The sequence below is a fragment of the Streptomyces sp. WAC00040 genome (genome assembly GCF_056835925.1).
In genome coordinates this window covers 102,728-118,970 of record NZ_JAKQZE010000004.1, presented here as the reverse complement: position 1 = coordinate 118,970, position 16,243 = coordinate 102,728, and the positions used below count along the sequence as shown (strand labels likewise).

11 protein-coding genes are annotated in these 16,243 nt (G+C 72.1%); 5 read left to right on the top strand and 6 right to left on the bottom strand.

Annotation, left to right across the window (positions count from 1 at the left end):
- The first annotated feature begins 19 nt into the window (after nt 1–19).
- From MDN94_RS31205 to ahcY, 4 genes are read left to right on the top strand one after another with little or no spacing between them, the layout of a single operon-like run.
- Entirely contained in the window at nt 20–1,003 is a 984-nt protein-coding gene (locus MDN94_RS31205) for a carbohydrate kinase family protein (RefSeq protein WP_482729214.1), read from the top strand.
- The gene (gene metH, locus MDN94_RS31200; protein ID WP_482729213.1) at nt 1,000–4,503 is read left to right on the top strand and encodes a methionine synthase; all 3,504 of its coding nucleotides are present in this window, start codon (nt 1,000–1,002) and stop codon (nt 4,501–4,503) included. Before MDN94_RS31205 ends, metH begins: the two co-directional genes overlap by 4 nt.
- Entirely contained in the window at nt 4,500–5,402 is a 903-nt protein-coding gene (metF, locus tag MDN94_RS31195; RefSeq protein WP_441267636.1) for a methylenetetrahydrofolate reductase [NAD(P)H], read from the top strand. The genes metH and metF overlap by 4 nt, the downstream gene beginning before the upstream one ends.
- The gene (gene ahcY, locus MDN94_RS31190) at nt 5,380–6,825 is read left to right on the top strand and encodes an adenosylhomocysteinase (protein WP_482729212.1); all 1,446 of its coding nucleotides are present in this window, start codon (nt 5,380–5,382) and stop codon (nt 6,823–6,825) included. Before metF ends, ahcY begins: the two co-directional genes overlap by 23 nt.
- A gap of 214 nt (nt 6,826–7,039) precedes the next feature.
- On the opposite strand, the gene MDN94_RS31185 is transcribed toward ahcY, so the two are convergent.
- Nucleotides 7,040–8,278 (bottom strand): FAD-dependent oxidoreductase, encoded by a 1,239-nt coding sequence (locus MDN94_RS31185; protein WP_482729211.1) that lies wholly within the window; start codon nt 8,276–8,278, stop codon nt 7,040–7,042.
- 96 nt (nt 8,279–8,374) lie between these two features.
- On the opposite strand from MDN94_RS31185, the gene MDN94_RS31180 reads away from it, so the two are divergent.
- Entirely contained in the window at nt 8,375–9,454 is a 1,080-nt protein-coding gene (locus tag MDN94_RS31180) for a helix-turn-helix transcriptional regulator (RefSeq protein ID WP_482729210.1), read from the top strand.
- A 149-nt stretch (nt 9,455–9,603) separates the two neighbouring features.
- On the opposite strand, the gene MDN94_RS31175 is transcribed toward MDN94_RS31180, so the two are convergent.
- Genes MDN94_RS31175 through MDN94_RS31155 form a run of 5 tightly spaced genes read right to left on the bottom strand, consistent with a single transcriptional unit; the run spans nt 9,604 to nt 16,236 of the window.
- On the bottom strand, nt 9,604–11,223 hold the full coding sequence (locus MDN94_RS31175) for an amino acid adenylation domain-containing protein (RefSeq protein WP_482729209.1): 1,620 nt from the start codon (nt 11,221–11,223) through the stop codon (nt 9,604–9,606).
- A gap of 36 nt (nt 11,224–11,259) precedes the next feature.
- Complete coding sequence (gene kamE, locus MDN94_RS31170; RefSeq protein WP_482729208.1) at nt 11,260–12,126, bottom strand: lysine 5,6-aminomutase subunit beta; 867 nt, start codon at nt 12,124–12,126, stop codon at nt 11,260–11,262.
- Nucleotides 12,123–13,745 (bottom strand): lysine 5,6-aminomutase subunit alpha, encoded by a 1,623-nt coding sequence (gene kamD / locus MDN94_RS31165; RefSeq protein ID WP_482729207.1) that lies wholly within the window; start codon nt 13,743–13,745, stop codon nt 12,123–12,125. Before kamD ends, kamE begins: the two co-directional genes overlap by 4 nt.
- The gene (kdd, locus tag MDN94_RS31160) at nt 13,742–14,866 is read right to left on the bottom strand and encodes an L-erythro-3,5-diaminohexanoate dehydrogenase (RefSeq protein ID WP_482729206.1); all 1,125 of its coding nucleotides are present in this window, start codon (nt 14,864–14,866) and stop codon (nt 13,742–13,744) included. The genes kamD and kdd overlap by 4 nt, the downstream gene beginning before the upstream one ends.
- On the bottom strand, nt 14,824–16,236 hold the full coding sequence (locus MDN94_RS31155; protein ID WP_482729205.1) for a KamA family radical SAM protein: 1,413 nt from the start codon (nt 16,234–16,236) through the stop codon (nt 14,824–14,826). The genes kdd and MDN94_RS31155 overlap by 43 nt, the downstream gene beginning before the upstream one ends.
- Nucleotides 16,237–16,243 lie beyond the last annotated feature (7 nt).

Genomic DNA, 16,243 nt, shown 5'->3' with positions numbered 1-16,243 from the left:
CCTGTGAGGAGATCCTGACGTGCGCATCGCTGTCACCGGTTCCATCGCCACCGACCATCTGATGGTCTTCCCCGGCCGGTTCGCGGATCAGCTGATCCCCGACCAGCTCGCTCATGTCTCGCTCTCCTTCCTGGTCGACAACCTCGAGGTGCGCCGGGGCGGAGTGGCGGCCAACGTCGCCTTCGGCCTCGGCAGCCTCGGCCTCACCCCCCTGCTGGTGGGCGCCGTGGGCGGCGACTTCGCCGAGTACGAGGTCTGGCTCAAGGAACACGGCGTCGACACCGGCCCCGTCCTGGTCTCCACCGAGCACCAGACCGCCCGGTTCATGTGCATCACCGACCAGGACGCCAACCAGATCGCTTCCTTCTACGCGGGCGCCATGCAAGAGGCCCGCGACATCGACCTGTGGCACCTGACCACCACCGGCGCCCGCCCCGACCTCGTCCTGGTCTGCCCCAACGACCCGGCCGCGATGCTGCGCCACACGGCGGAATGCCGCGAGCTGGGCCTGCCGTTCGCCGCCGACCCCTCCCAGCAGCTCGCCCGCCTGGAAGGCAGCGAGGTACGCGACCTCGTCGACGGCGCCCACTGGCTGTTCACCAACGAGTACGAGGCCGCCCTGCTGCTGGAACGCACCGGCTGGGAACATGCCGACGTCCTCGCCAAGGTCGGCGCCTGGATCACCACCCTCGCAGGCGCCGGCGTCCGCATCGACCGCGCCGGCCACGAACCCCTGACCGTCGCCGCCGTGCCCGACGCGCCCGCCACCGACCCCACCGGCGTCGGCGACGCCTTCCGGGCCGGGTTCCTCGCCGGCACCGCCCGCGGCCTGGACCTCACCGGCGCCGCCCACCTCGGCTGCGTCGTGGCGGCAGAGGCCCTCGGCGCGGTCGGCTCGCAGTCCTACCACGCCGACCCGGCCCGCCTGCTGGCCACCGCCGAACGCGCCTACGGCCCCACCGCGGCCGCCGCGCTGGCACCGGCACTGGGGGAGCGCCCATGACCACCACCCGTACCGACGCCCGGCGCATCGAGGCCCTGCGCGAAGCCCTCGCCACCCGCGTGGTGGTCGCCGACGGCGCCATGGGCACCATGCTCCAGGCCCAGGACCCCACCCTCGAGGACTTCCAGAACCTCGAGGGCTGCAACGAGGTCCTCAACATCACCCGCCCCGACATCGTCCGCTCCGTCCACGAGGCCTACTTCGACGTCGGCGTCGACTGCGTGGAGACCAACACCTTCGGCGCCAACCACGCGGCCCTGGGGGAGTACGACATCCCCGAGCGTGTCCACGAACTGTCCGAGGCGGGCGCCCGGATCGCCCGCGAGGTGGCCGACGCGTACACCGCCTCCACCGGCGAACAGCGCTGGGTGCTGGGCTCGATGGGCCCCGGCACCAAGCTCCCCACCCTCGGCCACGCCCCCTACACCCTGCTCCGCGACGCCTACCAGGCGAACGCCGAAGGACTCATCGCCGGCGGCGCGGACGCACTGCTGGTGGAGACGACGCAGGACCTGCTCCAGACCAAGGCCGCGATCATCGGCGCCCGCCGCGCCATGGACGCCACCGGCAGCCGCCCGCCGCTGATCTGCTCGGTGACGGTCGAGACGACCGGCACCATGCTGCTCGGCTCCGAGATCGGCGCCGCGCTCACCGCGCTCGAGCCGCTCGGCATCGACATGATCGGCCTCAACTGCGCCACCGGCCCGGCCGAGATGAGTGAGCATTTGCGCCACCTCGCCCGCCACTCCCGTATCCCGCTGTCCTGCATGCCCAACGCCGGACTGCCCGTCCTCGGCAAGGACGGCGCCCACTACCCCCTGACACCCGCCGAACTCGCCGACGCGCAGGAGCAGTTCGTCGCCGACTACGGCCTCTCCCTGGTCGGCGGCTGCTGCGGCACCACCCCGGAGCACCTGCGCCGCATCGTCGAACGGGTCCGCGGCACCACCCCGCCCGCCCGCGAACCGAGGCCGGAGCCGGGCGCCGCCTCCCTCTACCAGAGCGTCCCCTTCCGCCAGGACACCTCCTACCTCGCGATCGGCGAACGCACCAACGCCAACGGGTCCAGGAAGTTCCGGAACGCGATGCTCGAGGGCCGCTGGGACGACTGCGTGGAGATGGCCCGCGACCAGATCCGCGAGGGCGCCCACCTGCTCGACCTGTGCGTCGACTACGTGGGCCGCGACGGCGTCGCCGACATGGCCGAACTCGCCGGACGCTTCGCGACCGCCTCCACCCTGCCGATCGTCCTCGACTCCACCGAGGTCGACGTCCTGCGCGCCGGCCTGGAGAAACTCGGTGGCCGGGCCGTCATCAACTCCGTCAACTACGAGGACGGCGACGGCCCCGACTCCCGCTTCGCCAAGGTCGCCGCCCTCGCCCGCGAACACGGCGCCGCGCTCATGGCCCTCACCATCGACGAGGAGGGCCAGGCCCGCTCGGTGGAGCACAAGGTCGCCGTCGCCGAGCGGCTGATCGCCGACCTGACCGGAAACTGGGGCATCCACGAGTCGGACATCCTCATCGACACGCTCACCTTCACCATCTGCACCGGGCAGGAGGAGTCCCGCAAGGACGGCCTCAACACCATCGAGGCCATCCGGGAGCTGAAGAGCCGTCACCCCGACGTGCAGACCACACTCGGCCTGTCGAACATCTCCTTCGGCCTCAACCCGGCCGCCCGGATCGTCCTCAACTCGGTCTTCCTCGACGAGTGCGTCAAGGCCGGCCTGGACTCGGCGATCGTCCACGCCTCCAAGATCCTTCCCATCGCCCGCCTCGACGAGGAGCAGGTCACCACCGCCCTGGATCTCATCCACGACCGGCGCCGCGACGGATACGACCCGCTGCAGAGATTCCTCGAACTCTTCGACGGCGTCGACACCACCTCCATGAAGGCCGGCAAGGCCGACGAACTGGCCGCGCTGCCGCTGGAGGAGCGCCTCAAGCGGCGGATCATCGACGGCGAGAAGAACGGACTCGGGACAGACCTCGACGAGGCGCTGAAGGACCGCCCGGCGCTCGACATCGTCAACGACACGCTGCTGGACGGCATGAAGGTCGTCGGCGAGCTGTTCGGCTCCGGGCAGATGCAGCTGCCGTTCGTGCTCCAGTCCGCCGAGGTCATGAAGAACGCGGTGGCGCACCTCGAGCCGCACATGGAGAAGTCCGATGCCGAGGGCAAGGGCACGATCGTGCTGGCCACCGTCCGCGGCGACGTCCACGACATCGGCAAGAACCTCGTGGACATCATCCTGTCCAACAACGGCTACAACGTGGTCAACCTGGGTATCAAGCAGCCCGTCTCCGCGATCCTCGACGCGGCCAAGGAGCACAGGGCCGACGTGATCGGCATGTCGGGCCTGCTGGTCAAGTCCACGGTGATCATGAAGGAGAACCTCCAGGAGCTCAACCAGCGGGGCATGGCCGCCGACTACCCGGTCATCCTCGGCGGCGCCGCCCTCACCCGCGCCTACGTCGAGCAGGATCTCCACGAGATCTACGACGGCGAAGTCCGCTACGCCCGCGACGCGTTCGAGGGCCTGCGCCTGATGGACGCCCTCATCGGCATCAAGCGGGGTGTCCCCGGCGCGGCCCTGCCCGAACTCAAGCAGCGCCGCGTCAAGGCCACGACCACGATCGTCGACGAACGCCCCCCGGAGCGGCCCACCCGCTCCGACGTCGCCACCGACAACCCCGTCCCCACCCCGCCCTTCCGGGGCACCCGGGTCGTCAAGGGCATCCCGCTGGGGGACTACGCCTCCTGGCTCGACGAGGGCGCCCTCTTCAAGGGCCAGTGGGGCCTGAAGGCCGCCCGCGGCACCGGCCCCACCTACGAGGAACTGGTGGAGTCCGAGGGCCGCCCGCGGCTGCGCGGCCTGCTCGAGCGGCTGCAGACCGACAACCTCCTCGAAGCGGCCGTCGTCCACGGCTACTTCCCCTGCGTGTCCAAGGGCGACGACCTGATCATCCTCGGCGACGACGGCTCCGAACGCACCCGCTTCACCTTCCCCCGCCAGAGCCGCGGCCGTTACCTGTGCCTGGCCGACTTCTTCCGCCCCGAGGAGTCCGGCGAGACCGACGTCGTCGCCCTCCAGGTCGTCACCGTCGGCTCCCGCATCGGCGAGGAGACCGCCAAGCTGTTCGAGGCCAACTCCTACCGCGACTACCTCGAACTGCACGGCCTGTCCGTCCAGCTCGCGGAGGCACTGGCCGAGTACTGGCATGCCCGGGTGCGCGCCGAACTGGGCTTGGCCGGCAGCGACCCCACCGGCCTCGACGGCATGCTCCGCACCGAGTACCAGGGCTGCCGTTACTCACTCGGCTACCCCGCCTGCCCCGACCTCGAGGACCGCGCCAAGATCGCCGCCCTCCTCGAACCGGAACGCATCGGCGTACAGCTGTCCGAGGAGTTCCAGCTCCACCCCGAGCAGTCCACCGACGCGATCGTCGTCCACCACCCCGAGGCGAGCTACTTCAACGCCGGAGGCCGCTCATGAGCACCCTGCGCGACGCTCTCGCCTCGGGCCGGCCCTCGTTCTCCTTCGAGTTCTTCCCGCCGAAGACCGAGGCCGGCACCCGCACCCTGTGGAACGCCGTCCGCCGCATCGAGCCCCTCGCGCCGACGTTCGTGTCCGTCACCTACGGAGCCGGCGGCTCCTCCAGGGACCGCACCGTCGCCGTCACCAAACGCATCGCCGCCGAGACCACCCTGCGCCCCGTCGCCCACCTGACCGCGGTGGACCACTCGGTCGCCGAACTGCGCCACATCATCGGCCAGTACGCGGACGCCGGCGTGCACGACGTCCTCGCCCTGCGCGGCGACCCGCCCGGCGACCCGAACGCCCCCTGGACACCGCACCCCGACGGCTTCACCCACGCCCACGAACTCGTCTCCCTGGTACGCAGGTCGGGCGACTTCAGCGTCGGCGTCGCCGCCTTCCCCGAACGCCACCCCCGCTCCACCGACTGGGACGACGACATCCGCCACTTCGTCGCCAAATGCAAGGCCGGCGCCGACTACGCCATCACCCAGATGTTCTTCCACACCGAGGACTACCTGCGCCTGAGGGACCGGGTCGCGGCCGCCGGCTGCGACACCCCGATCATCCCCGAGATCATGCCGGCCACCGACGTGAAGCAGATCGCCCGCTTCGCCCAGCTGTCCGGCGCCACCTTCCCGGCCCACCTCGCCGCCCGCCTCGACGCGGCCCGCGACAACCGGGCCGACGGCCACCGCATCGGCGTCGAGTACGCCACCGCCATGGCCGAGCGCCTCCTCGCGGAAGGCGCCCCCGGACTGCACTACATCACCCTCAACCGCTCCACCGCGACGCTCGAGATCCACCAGAACATCCAGAACTCAAGGAGTGCACATGCCCTCGCAGCCGGCCGCTGACTTCACGGATTTCAAGGTCGCGGACCTTTCCCTCGCCGCCTTCGGCCGCAAGGAGATCACCCTCGCCGAGCACGAGATGCCCGGCCTGATGTCGATCCGCAAGGAGTACGCCGACGCCCAGCCGCTCGCCGGCGCCCGCGTCACCGGCTCCCTGCACATGACCGTGCAGACCGCCGTCCTCATCGAGACGCTCGTCGCGCTCGGCGCCGAGGTCCGCTGGGTGTCCTGCAACATCTTCTCCACCCAGGACCATGCCGCCGCCGCCATCGCGGTCGGTCCGAACGGCACCCCGGAGAACCCGCAGGGCATCCCGGTCTTCGCCTGGAAGGGCGAGACGCTGGAGGAGTACTGGTGGTGCACCGAGCAGGCCCTGACCTGGCCCGGCCACGCAGGCCCCAACATGATCCTCGACGACGGCGGCGACGCCACCCTCCTGGTCCACAAGGGCGTCGAGTTCACCAAGGCCGGCGCGGTCCCCGACCCGTCCACCGCGGACAACGACGAGTACCGCGTCATCCTCGAACTCCTGCACCGCTCCACCCTCGACTGGCCCCGGCTCGCCGCGGAGATCCGCGGCGTGACGGAGGAGACCACCACCGGTGTCCACCGCCTCTACGAGATGCACCGCGACGGCGCCCTGCTGTTCCCGGCGATCAACGTGAACGACGCGGTCACGAAGTCGAAGTTCGACAACAAGTACGGCTGCCGGCACTCGCTGATCGACGGCATCAACCGCGCCACCGATGTGCTGATCGGCGGCAAGACGGCGGTCGTGTGCGGTTACGGCGACGTGGGCAAGGGCTGCGCGGAGTCGCTGCGCGGCCAGGGCGCCCGGGTGATCATCACCGAGATCGACCCGATCTGCGCGCTGCAGGCGGCGATGGACGGCTACCAGGTCACCACGCTGGACGAGGTGGTGGAGAGCGCGGACATCTTCATCACCACGACCGGCAACAAGGACATCATCATGGCCTCGGACATGGCCCGGATGAAGCACCAGGCCATCGTGGGCAACATCGGCCACTTCGACAACGAGATCGACATGGCCGGCCTGGCCGCGATCGACGGCATCGTCAAGGACGAGGTCAAGCCGCAGGTCCACACCTGGACCTTCCCCGACGGCAAGGTCCTGATCGTGCTGTCCGAAGGGCGCCTGCTGAACCTCGGCAACGCGACCGGCCACCCCTCCTTCGTGATGTCCAACTCGTTCGCGGACCAGACCCTGGCGCAGATCGAGCTGTTCACCAAGCCGCAGGAGTACCCGACCGACGTCTACGTGCTGCCCAAGCACCTCGACGAGAAGGTCGCCCGGCTCCACCTCGACGCCCTCGGCGTCAAGCTCACCACCCTGCGCCCGGAGCAGGCCGCCTACATCGGCGTCGACGTCGACGGCCCGTACAAGCCGGACCACTACCGCTACTGACGCCTGTCGGCGTCCACACCGACAGGCAGGGGAGGGCCGCCGCCGCCGGCCCGGCCCTCCCCGAGGGGCGCTCGCACACCGTCCCACGAGGCAGCGGTACTACAGGCTGCCGCGGTCGCCGGCCGTGCCCTCGAGCTGACGAACGGCGTCGCGTCCGTTCGGCCCAGGAGACGGCTTCAGCCGGTACTTGAGCGGCTTGCACCGACACTGATCGTCAATGGCGCAGCCGGGCTGCCGCGGCCAGGATCGGGGTGGCCACGGCGGTAGCGGCGGCGCCGAGTGTGGTGTCGGTGGCCAGGACCAGGCGGACCGTTCTCATGGCCAGGGTGAGGATCTCGCTGCCGCGCTGGCGCGTGCCCGCCTCGAATCGGTTCACGGCCTCGGTCAGCATGGTACCGCCGTCAGTGACGTCGCCCAGGTGCTGAAGCAGGGCGGCAGCATCGCGGATGGCCGCGCCTGCGCCCATTCCGGCGGTGGGCGGTGTGGCGTGAACGGCGTCGCCGAGCGCGGTGATGCGGCCTGTGGGCCATGGTGCGAGATCGGTGGCTCGGGTCGAGGCGGCGTTGAAGCGGTACGCGGCCAGGCTGTGCGGGTCGGCGCGGGCGATGACCTCCAGCGTGTGCTCGGCCCAGCCCCGCTCGCCAAAACGTCTCACCAGCGCGGCCTGCAACGCGCCGTCGCGCAGGCCGCGTAGGGAGTCGGTCGCGGCGGATTCGGGGAACATGGCGCCCCAGATGTAGGTGGGGCCGGTGGTGAGGGACATCCGCAGTTCGGGTGCGTCGAGCGCGGCGTTGCCGACCGGGTCGAGGAAGCCGACGTAGAGTGCCGCCCCCCGTGGGCCGATCGCCAGCCCTGATCGTCGTCCGAGCCGTTGCTGTTCACTGGGACCCAGGTCGGTGCGCAGCGTGCGGCCGGAGAACCCGATGATGCCCGCCGGGCTGTTTGTCGGGCCTCCCGCCAGGTGTTGGGCAACCAGGGAGTGGGTACCGTCCGCGCCCACCACCAGATCCGCCGAGACAGCTGTGGCGTCGGTGAACAGCACTCGGGGCGCGCCGTCGTCGCCCTGGCCGACGCCGGACACGGTCCGCCCCAGATGCAGGTCGTCGCCGACCGCCTCGGCCAACAGCATGCGCAGGGTGATCCGGTCGATGTCGACGCCGGCAGCGCCGCTGAGATCCGGCCCGCGGCCGAGCAGCCGGCCGCGGCGGTCCCAGAACGCCTCGCGGTCGCGCAGCCGCAGCGCCGAGGCCGATGCCAGCAGCCGCCGCATGATCTGCGGCGCCACCAACTCCCGCAGCGCCGATTGGGCCCGCTCGTCCAGGGTGATGTGGTAACCGCCTGTCGCCGCCACGTCGGTGTCGCGGTCGAACACCGCCACCTCGTACCCCCGGCGGCGCAATCCCGCCCCCAGCGCGAGTCCGCCGATCCCACCACCGACCACCACAACACGCATACCGAACCGTCCTCTTCCGCCACCGCTTGCCTCAACGGGCCCCACCCTGACACCGGTAGTGGACACCGAGTGGCCACTACCGGTCATGATGGGACGATGGCGAACACCTCACGACGGGCACTTCGGCTCCTGTCCCTGTTCGGATCGCGCCGACTGTGGCCACTTCGTGAACTCGCCAGCAGGCTCGGAGCCAGTGAGCGCACCGTCCGCCGGGACATCGAGACGCTGCGCCGGCTCGGATACCCGATCACCACCGTCCACGGACCCGATGGCGGATACCGGCTCGACGCAGGGCACCCCCTCCCCCCACTCGTGTTCGACCACGATCAGGCCCTCGCGGCCGCGGTGGCCCTGCAGACCGCGCCCAGCACAGTGCTCGGCCTGGGAGACGACGCGGCGCGGACGCTGGCAACCCTGGAACAGGCCATGCCCGCGGCGTTACGGGCATCCCTGAAGTCCCTACGTCTGACCAGGCTGCAGAACTACTGGGAGTTCCTGGCGCCCCCCATCGACCCGACCGCGCTCACCGCCGTGGGAGCCGCGGTGCGCCACCGCCACGTCCTCGTCACCGAAACCCTCCGTGCCGATGGCTCACGCCCCGAAACCGGCGACGACGACTTCCTGCCCGCCCGCCGCATCGAGCCCCACCATCTGGTCGTCTGGGCCGGCCGGTGGTACCTGGTCGCCTACGACCTCGAAGACGACCAGTGGCGAGTGCACCGTGTCGACCGGCTCCGCCCCCGCCCCACGACACATCCCTTCAGCGCACGCGAGCTCCCCCACGACGACCTCGCCCGCTTCGTCATGAGCAGTCACGACCGCGGCGACACCGTCGCCGCCTGGCCGTGCACCGGCACCGCGCGACTCCACCTGCCGGCCGACGTCGTCGCTCGCTGGGCACCAGGTGGCTCGGTCGTCGAACACCTCGACACCGAGCACTGCCGGCTCACCCTCGGAGCCTGGTCCTGGGCCGGCGTCGCCGGAATCCTCGCCACCTTCGACACCGAACTCACCGACCTCCACCCGCCCCAACTTGCACAGGCATGCCGACGCGTTGCCCGCCGATTGGCCACCAGCGCGGTCGGTCCGGCGGCGCCGGAGCCGGACGGGGTTGCTGAGCCGCGCGGATCCGCAGCCAAATCCCCGTCCAGCAGCGGCAGTGGCGCCACGAAGTAGTCGCACACGGCGGTGGCGCTGATCTCTTCGACGGGATCGCCAAAGCACCGGACGCGGAGAGCACGGCTTCCACGCATGTGAGGGGCTCATCGGGGTTGATGGCCCCGGAGCACACCCGGGGAGCCGCCGGGCCGGTGACCGCCGCGCGCCTACCCCGGCAGCGCGGCCCGGTCGAGCTTGCCGTGGGCGGTCACCGGGAGACGGTCCAGGTGGCGCACCTGCTGGGGGACCATGTGGGCGGGCAGGCGGGCGGCCAGTGCCGCGCGGACCGTGGCCGCCGGCACGTCGGCGCGGTCGGCGACGACGTACGCGGCGAGCGACTGGCCGCCGTGCCGGTCGGTGACGACCCGGCAGGCCGCGCCCGCCACGCCCGCGACCTGCCGCAGTGCCGCCTCGATCTCGCCGAGCTCGATGCGGAAACCGCGCAGCTTGACCTGCCCGTCCTGGCGGCCCGCGTAGTACAGATGGCCGTCGGGGCCGGCGGCGGCCCAGTCGCCGCTGCGGTAGAAGCGGCCCTGTTCGGTGTCGACGAACCGGTCGGCGGTCAACTCCGGCCGCCCGAGGTAGCCGTGGCCGACCCCGGGGCCGCCGACCCAGACCTCACCGGGCTCGCCCAGCGCCACCGGCCGGCCCTCCCCGTCGCGCAGAGAGACAGTCAGATGCGGCAGCGGCACACCGATCGGGGTGTGTCCGGCGGCCGCGGCCACGAGCACGTCCGGCGTGAGCGGGCAGTAGGTGACGTGGACGGTGGTCTCCGTGATGCCGTACATGTTGACCAGCTGCGCACCGGGCGCGATGCCGGCCTGCCACCAGCGTTCGACGTCGGCCGCCACCAGCGCCTCGCCGCCGAAGACGACGCGGCGCAGCGCCGGCAGGCGCAGGTCCTCCGCGACGGCCTCCGCGGTCAGGTTCGCGAACGCGGAGGGCACCTGGTTGAGGACGGTGACGCCCCGGTCCGCGAGCAGACGGGCGAACTCCAGCGGGTCACTGGCCGCTTCGCGGTCGACGACGACCAGCCGGCCGCCGGACAGCAGCGGACCGAACAGCTCCCAGACGCTGAAGTCGAAGCTCAGCGAGTGGAACAGCGTCCACACGTCCTCAGGGCCGGCCTCGAGCAGCGGCAGGGCCGCGTCGAGGAGGGCCAGCACCTGGGCGTGGCCGACCATGCAGCCCTTGGGGTCCCCGGTGGAGCCGGAGGTGTAGATGACGTAGGCGGTGTCCTCGGGCACCGGCGGCGGCCCGGACGGGCCGTTCTCACCTGCCGGGGCGGCCGGGCGGGTGGCGAGGACGAAGGGGCCCGCCTTGGCGAGCGGTGTCTCGCCGTCGAGCAGTTCGCCGTCGGAAAGGATCAGTTCGGCGCCCGAGTCGTGGAGCAGGTACTCCTGGCGGGCGGCCGGGTAGGCGGGATCGACCGGCAGGTAGGCGGCGCCGGAGCGCAGGACGCCCATCACGGCGGCGGGCGCCCAGCGGCTGCGGGCCACCCGCAGGGCCACCAGCCGGCCCGGTCCGGTGCGGCCCTCGAGGCGGCGGGCGATGTCGTCGGCGAGGCACTCGAGTTCGAGGTAGGTGACGTCGCCGTCCGCGTCCACGGCCGCCGTACGGGCGGCGTTGCGGGCGGCGGTGGCGGCGAAGCGGGTGTCGATGCGGTGGGCCGGCTGCTCGGCGGCGGTCCCGGTCAGGCCCAGGACGTCCAGCAGGGCGCCCACGTCGCCGGCGAGCCGGTCGAGGTCGGGCGGTGTACCGGGATTTTCGCCGGTGTAGGCGTTCAAAGGACCCTCCTCAAGGGGCGGTTGCGGGTCGACGGTTCAACCGACGCCCTGGAGAACAGCAGAACCTGCGGAACCTGCGGAACCTGCGGAACCCGCAGAACGAGCAGGAACGGCAGGAACCTCGGGACCGGCGGGGCCGGCGGCACGCGGCGGTGCGACGGCCAGAGCGTGCACCAGGTAGCTGGCGACGTCGCCCGGGGTGGTGCCGCGGCCGAAGACGCGGTCCGCGCCCAGCGTCTGCGCCGACCGTGCGTCGAACCGGGGCCCGCCCACCACCAGCAGCGGCCGCTCGTCGTCGGCGAACTCGGCCCGCAACTCGGCGCTGAGCTCACGCACGTTGGTGAGGTGGGCGTCCCTCTGGGTGACGGCCTGGGACACCAGCACGGCGTCCGCCCGCTCGGCGCGAGCCGCGCGCACCAGGTCACCGACCGGGACCTGCGCGCCCAGGTTGATGACCCGAAGCTGCTTGTAGTACTCGAGGCCCTTCTCGCCCGCGAAGCCCTTGATGTTGAGGATCGCGTCGATGCCGACGGTGTGCGCGTCGGTGCCGATGCAGGCACCGATCACCACCAGCCGGCGGCCCAGCCGGTCGGCCACCACCTGGTCGGCCTCCTTGGCCGACAGCAGCGGATAGTCGCGCTCGGCCACGGTGACCTCGGCCAGGTCCACCGCGTGGGTGACGGCCCCGTAGACGACGAAGAAACTGAAGTCGGTACCGCCCACCGCGGTGCTGTGCACCAGCAGCGGGCGCTCCATCCCCATACGGCCGGCCAGTTGGAGGGCCGCGCCCTCGGCGCGCGGACCGTGCGGCAGGGGCAGGGTGAACGACAGCTGCACCATGCCGTCGTCGGGGGTGTCGCCATAGGGCCGGACCGCGCCGGCGGCCGGGAACGGAATGCTCATGTCGCCTCGCTCGTGTCGCGGTCGGTCTCGTGCGGTCGGTCCAGGAGTTCCAGGGCCGGATTGCGGTAGCCGGGCGCGCGGGGCACCACGCCGTCCGCGCCGCGCCCGCCCCCGGCCGGGCGCCGCACCCCGCCGAACGTGCCCTGCCCGATGGCCTCCAGCAGGCCCCGGTCGCAGATCCGCTCCAGCAGTCCGACGGCCTCGTCGAGGACCTGATGGGCGCGGCGGACGATGAACCCGTCCGCGGCGGGACGGAAGTCCTCCGCCAGCGAACCCGCCGCCCCGAGCACGTAGCGCACATTGCGCAGCGCCAGGTCGCGGTCGGCGATCAGCGGCGTGACGACGGCCTCGGTCATCATCCCGACCAGCAGGATGCTCTGCCCCGTCAGCGCCCCGGCCAGGTTGAAGAAGCCGTTGAGGAGGTAGCCGCGGAACACGTCGCCACTCATGTGCCGTGTCGGCGGCATCCACTTGAGCGGCGCGTCGGGAAACACCTCACGCGCCAGCAGGGCGTGCGCCAGCTCCAGCCGGAACGACTCGGGCCGCTCCGGGTCGATCTCGAAGGCGTGCCCCAGCCCCAGCTGCCCGTCGGCGAGCCCGGCCTCCTTGGCGAAGTACTCGTTCAGCAGCTGACTGGCGGTCACCGTGTGCGCGGCGTCGACCGCGTCGGCAGTGGTGAGGTAGTTGTCCTCGCCGGTGTTGATGACGATGCCCGCCCGTGCGTGCAACTGCCGGGAGAACCGCTGGTCGACGAAGGTGCGCACCGGGTTGATGTCGCGGAACAGGATCCCGTACATCGAGTCGTTGAGCATCATGTCGAGCCGCTCCAGGCCCGCCAGTGCCGCGATCTCCGGCATGCACAGCCCGGACGCGTAGTTCGTCAGCCGGATGTAGCGGCCCACCTCGGCCGACACCTCGTCCAGCGCGGCGCGCATCAGCCGGAAGTTCTCCCGGGTGGCGTACGTGCCGGCGAACCCTTCGCGGGTGGCGCCCTGGGGGACGTAGTCCAGCAGCGACTGGCCCGTCGAGCGGATCACCGCGATGACGTCCGCGCCGCCGCGGGCCGCCGCCCGGGCCTGGCGGATGTCCTCGTGGATGTCGCCGGTCGCCACGATCAGATAGATCCACGGCGCGGGCGGATTTCCCCACCGTCCCGCCATCCGCTCCCGCTCCGCACGCCGCGCGTCGATGACGCCGATCCCGCCGGCCACCGCCCTTTGTGCCTCGGCGGCCGCCGCCTCGGCGGCCGCCCCGTCCGGGAGGCGGAAGCGCACCGTGCGGGCAGCCGCGCAGGCCGCCAGGTCGGCCAGGTCCCGGTATCGGCCGCCGCGCAGCGCGTCCCACACCGGCAGGCACACCCCGTGCTCCAGGCCCACGGTGTCGGCCACCGCGTCGACGAGCCGGTTCACCCACGGGATGCCTTCGGCGTCCGCGCCGTCCAGCCCGGCCAGCCGCAGCGTGGCGCGCTCCACCGACACGGTGGTGCGGGTGCGGGCCAGTTCGACGACCGGCCCGCCGGCGCGGGCCGCCAGCGCACGGGCACGGGCCACCGTGCGGGCGTCGAGGCCCAGCTTCCCCGCCACGGCGGTCGTCGGCACCGGGGCCGTCACCGAGGTCATCGCACGGCCCCCGCCCCTGCCCGCGCGGGGCCGCAGGTCCGGTCGAACAGGGCCCGTACGCCCGGCTCCTGGCGCACCAGGTCCAGCGCGAGTGTGTGGTGCCCGGGCTGGTAGCCGTTGCCGATCAGCATCGTCACGTCGCGGGCCATGCCCTCCGCGCCGAGGGCCGCCGCGCTGAAGGAGGTCGCCATCGAGAAGAAGACCACCGAGCCGCCGTCCGCCGTGGCCAGGATCGCCGCGTGCTCGCAGCCGGCGACATCGGTGCACACGACCGTCACATCGGCCTCACCGCCGTGCCGCTCCAGCGCCGTGCGCAGGGCCAGAGCGTCCCTGGCGTCGGCCCGCACCACCGTGTCGGCGAGGCCGGCGGCCTTCAGCGCCGCCTCCTCGGCCGCATCCGGCACCACCCCGGTCACCCGCCCCGCCCCGGCCCGCCGGGCGGCCGCCAGCGACAGCGACCCGGACTTGCCGGACGCGCCGAGCACCAGCACCGAAGGGGCACGTCCGCGCCGCGCGTACGAGGCGACGACCCGGCCGGTCAGCGCGGGCGCGCCGCACACGTCCAGCACCGACAGGGCCAGCGGGTCGGGCAGGTCACCGGGCAGCCGCGCGGCGATCGACCGGCCGAACAGGATCGCGTGGCCGCGGGCCGGCACCCGTTCGCTCAGCCCGTCCCAGTCACGCAGCCCGTCGGTGATCACGAGCGGGGTCAGCGTCAGCGACACCAGCGTGGCCACCCGGTCGCCCACCCGCAGCCCCAGCGGCGAACGGGGCCCGCACGCGGCGACGGTGCCGATCAGCATGCCGCCGGAGCCGGTCACCGGGTTGTGCATCTTGCCCCGCTCACGCACCAGTTCGCACACGTACGCCCGTACCGCGTCACCGTCGCCGTGGTGCCTCTCGCGCAGCTGCCGCAGCGACGCGGCGTCGAGGTTCAGGCACTCCACCGCGACGCGGACCTCGTCCGCCGCCGGCCGCGGGTCGGTGTCCAGCCGCAGCGCCGCCTGCGGCAGCACCCCGCGCGGTTCGCGCACCCGGTGCAGCCCCAGCGGCGAACAGGCCTGCGCCCCGGGGCCGTTCACGACGCCCCGCAGATCAGGGAACTGGCGCTTGTCCACCACTGCCGGCCGCTCTCGGGCAGCGTGTGCACCGGGTCGTAGTAGTGGTGCACCCGCTCCAGACCGGTCGGGTCGTCCTGGTCGAGCGTCGTACGGTAGTTCTTCGTCCACGACGAGATCCCGCGCTCACGGTCGTAGGCGTCCACCTGGTCCACCCACCGCTTGCCGACGTACGGCACGTCGCACACCAGCCGCGGCGTGGCGAACCCGGGCAGATATCCCATGATCGACCGCTGCAGCGCCTGGGTGCGCTCCAGCGGCAGCCGCCAGTGCTCGGCGCCGGGGACCATGTCGCAGAGGTAGAAGTAGTACGGCATGATCTGCGCCGAATCCAGCAGCGCGAAGCACAGGTCGAGCAGCGCCTCGGGTGTGGCGTTGACCCCGTCCAGCAGCACGCCCTGGTTGCGCACGTCCCGCAGACCGGCCCCGAGCAGCGCCCGCGACGCCTCTGCGACCAGCGGCGTGATCTGCTGGGCGGCGTTGGCGTGCGTGTGCAGGGCCAGCGACACGCCGCGCTCCCGGGCCTTGGCGGACAGCGCGGCGACACCGTCGAGGACCTGACCGGCCAGCCAGTGCTGCGGCAGGCCCACCAGCCCCTTGCTGGCCAGCCGGATGTCGCGCACCGAGTCCAGCTCGAGGAGCCGGTCGACGAACGACGCCAGGCGCGGCCACGGCACGTTGGCCACATCCCCGCCGGAGACGACGACGTCGCGCACCGACGGCGTCGCCCGCAGATACTCGATCATGCGGTCCAGACGGTCGGCCGGACGCAGCACGAAGCGGTACTTGGTGATCTGCGGCGTGGAGGTGCCCACCAGATCCATCCGCGTGCAGTGCCCGCAGTACTGCGGGCAGGTGGTCACCAGCTCGGCCAGGACCTTCGTCGGATAGCGGTGGGTGAGCCCCTCCACCGCCCACATCTCCGCCTCGTGCAGCGAGTCGCGGGAGGCCAGCGGATGACTCGGCCACAGCGGATGCCGGTCGGACGCCAGCGGCAGCATGTAGCGGCGCACCGGGTCCTCGTACCAGGCGGCCGTCCGAACGGCCGTGTGCGGCGCCATCGTGTTCAGCACGTGCGGCGTCAGCAGGACGGGCATCGTCGCGTGCTCGCGCTGGTCGGCCTCCAGATCGGCGTAGAACGCCTCGTCCAGGCCGCCGCCGGCGACCCGGGCCAGGTCCTTCACACCCTTGACGCAGTGCGCGCGCTGCCACTGCGGATCGCGCCACTGCTCGTCCGTGACGTGCCGCCAGCCCGGGAACCGGCGCCAGTCGGGCTCGACCGCCTCGTGCCGGGCATAGGCGTACGGCTGGGGGAGGGGCTCGGCGGCGGTGTCCGCGGTGACGGACCCGGTGCTCAGTGGACGGGACACCATGCTCCTC

Excerpts from the sequence above, each read along its gene's own strand:
- metH (WP_482729213.1), top strand. The coding sequence starts at position 1,000 with ATGACCACCACCCGTACCGACGCCCGGCGCATCGAGGCCCTGCGCGAA.
- metF (WP_441267636.1), top strand. The coding sequence starts at position 4,500 with ATGAGCACCCTGCGCGACGCTCTCGCCTCGGGCCGGCCCTCGTTCTCC.
- ahcY (WP_482729212.1), top strand. The coding sequence starts at position 5,380 with ATGCCCTCGCAGCCGGCCGCTGACTTCACGGATTTCAAGGTCGCGGAC.
- MDN94_RS31185 (WP_482729211.1), bottom strand. The coding sequence starts at position 8,278 with ATGCGTGTTGTGGTGGTCGGTGGTGGGATCGGCGGACTCGCGCTGGGG.
- MDN94_RS31180 (WP_482729210.1), top strand. The coding sequence starts at position 8,375 with ATGGCGAACACCTCACGACGGGCACTTCGGCTCCTGTCCCTGTTCGGA.
- kamE (WP_482729208.1), bottom strand. The coding sequence starts at position 12,126 with ATGAGCATTCCGTTCCCGGCCGCCGGCGCGGTCCGGCCCTATGGCGAC.
- kamD (WP_482729207.1), bottom strand. The coding sequence starts at position 13,745 with ATGACCTCGGTGACGGCCCCGGTGCCGACGACCGCCGTGGCGGGGAAG.
- MDN94_RS31155 (WP_482729205.1), bottom strand. The coding sequence starts at position 16,236 with ATGGTGTCCCGTCCACTGAGCACCGGGTCCGTCACCGCGGACACCGCC.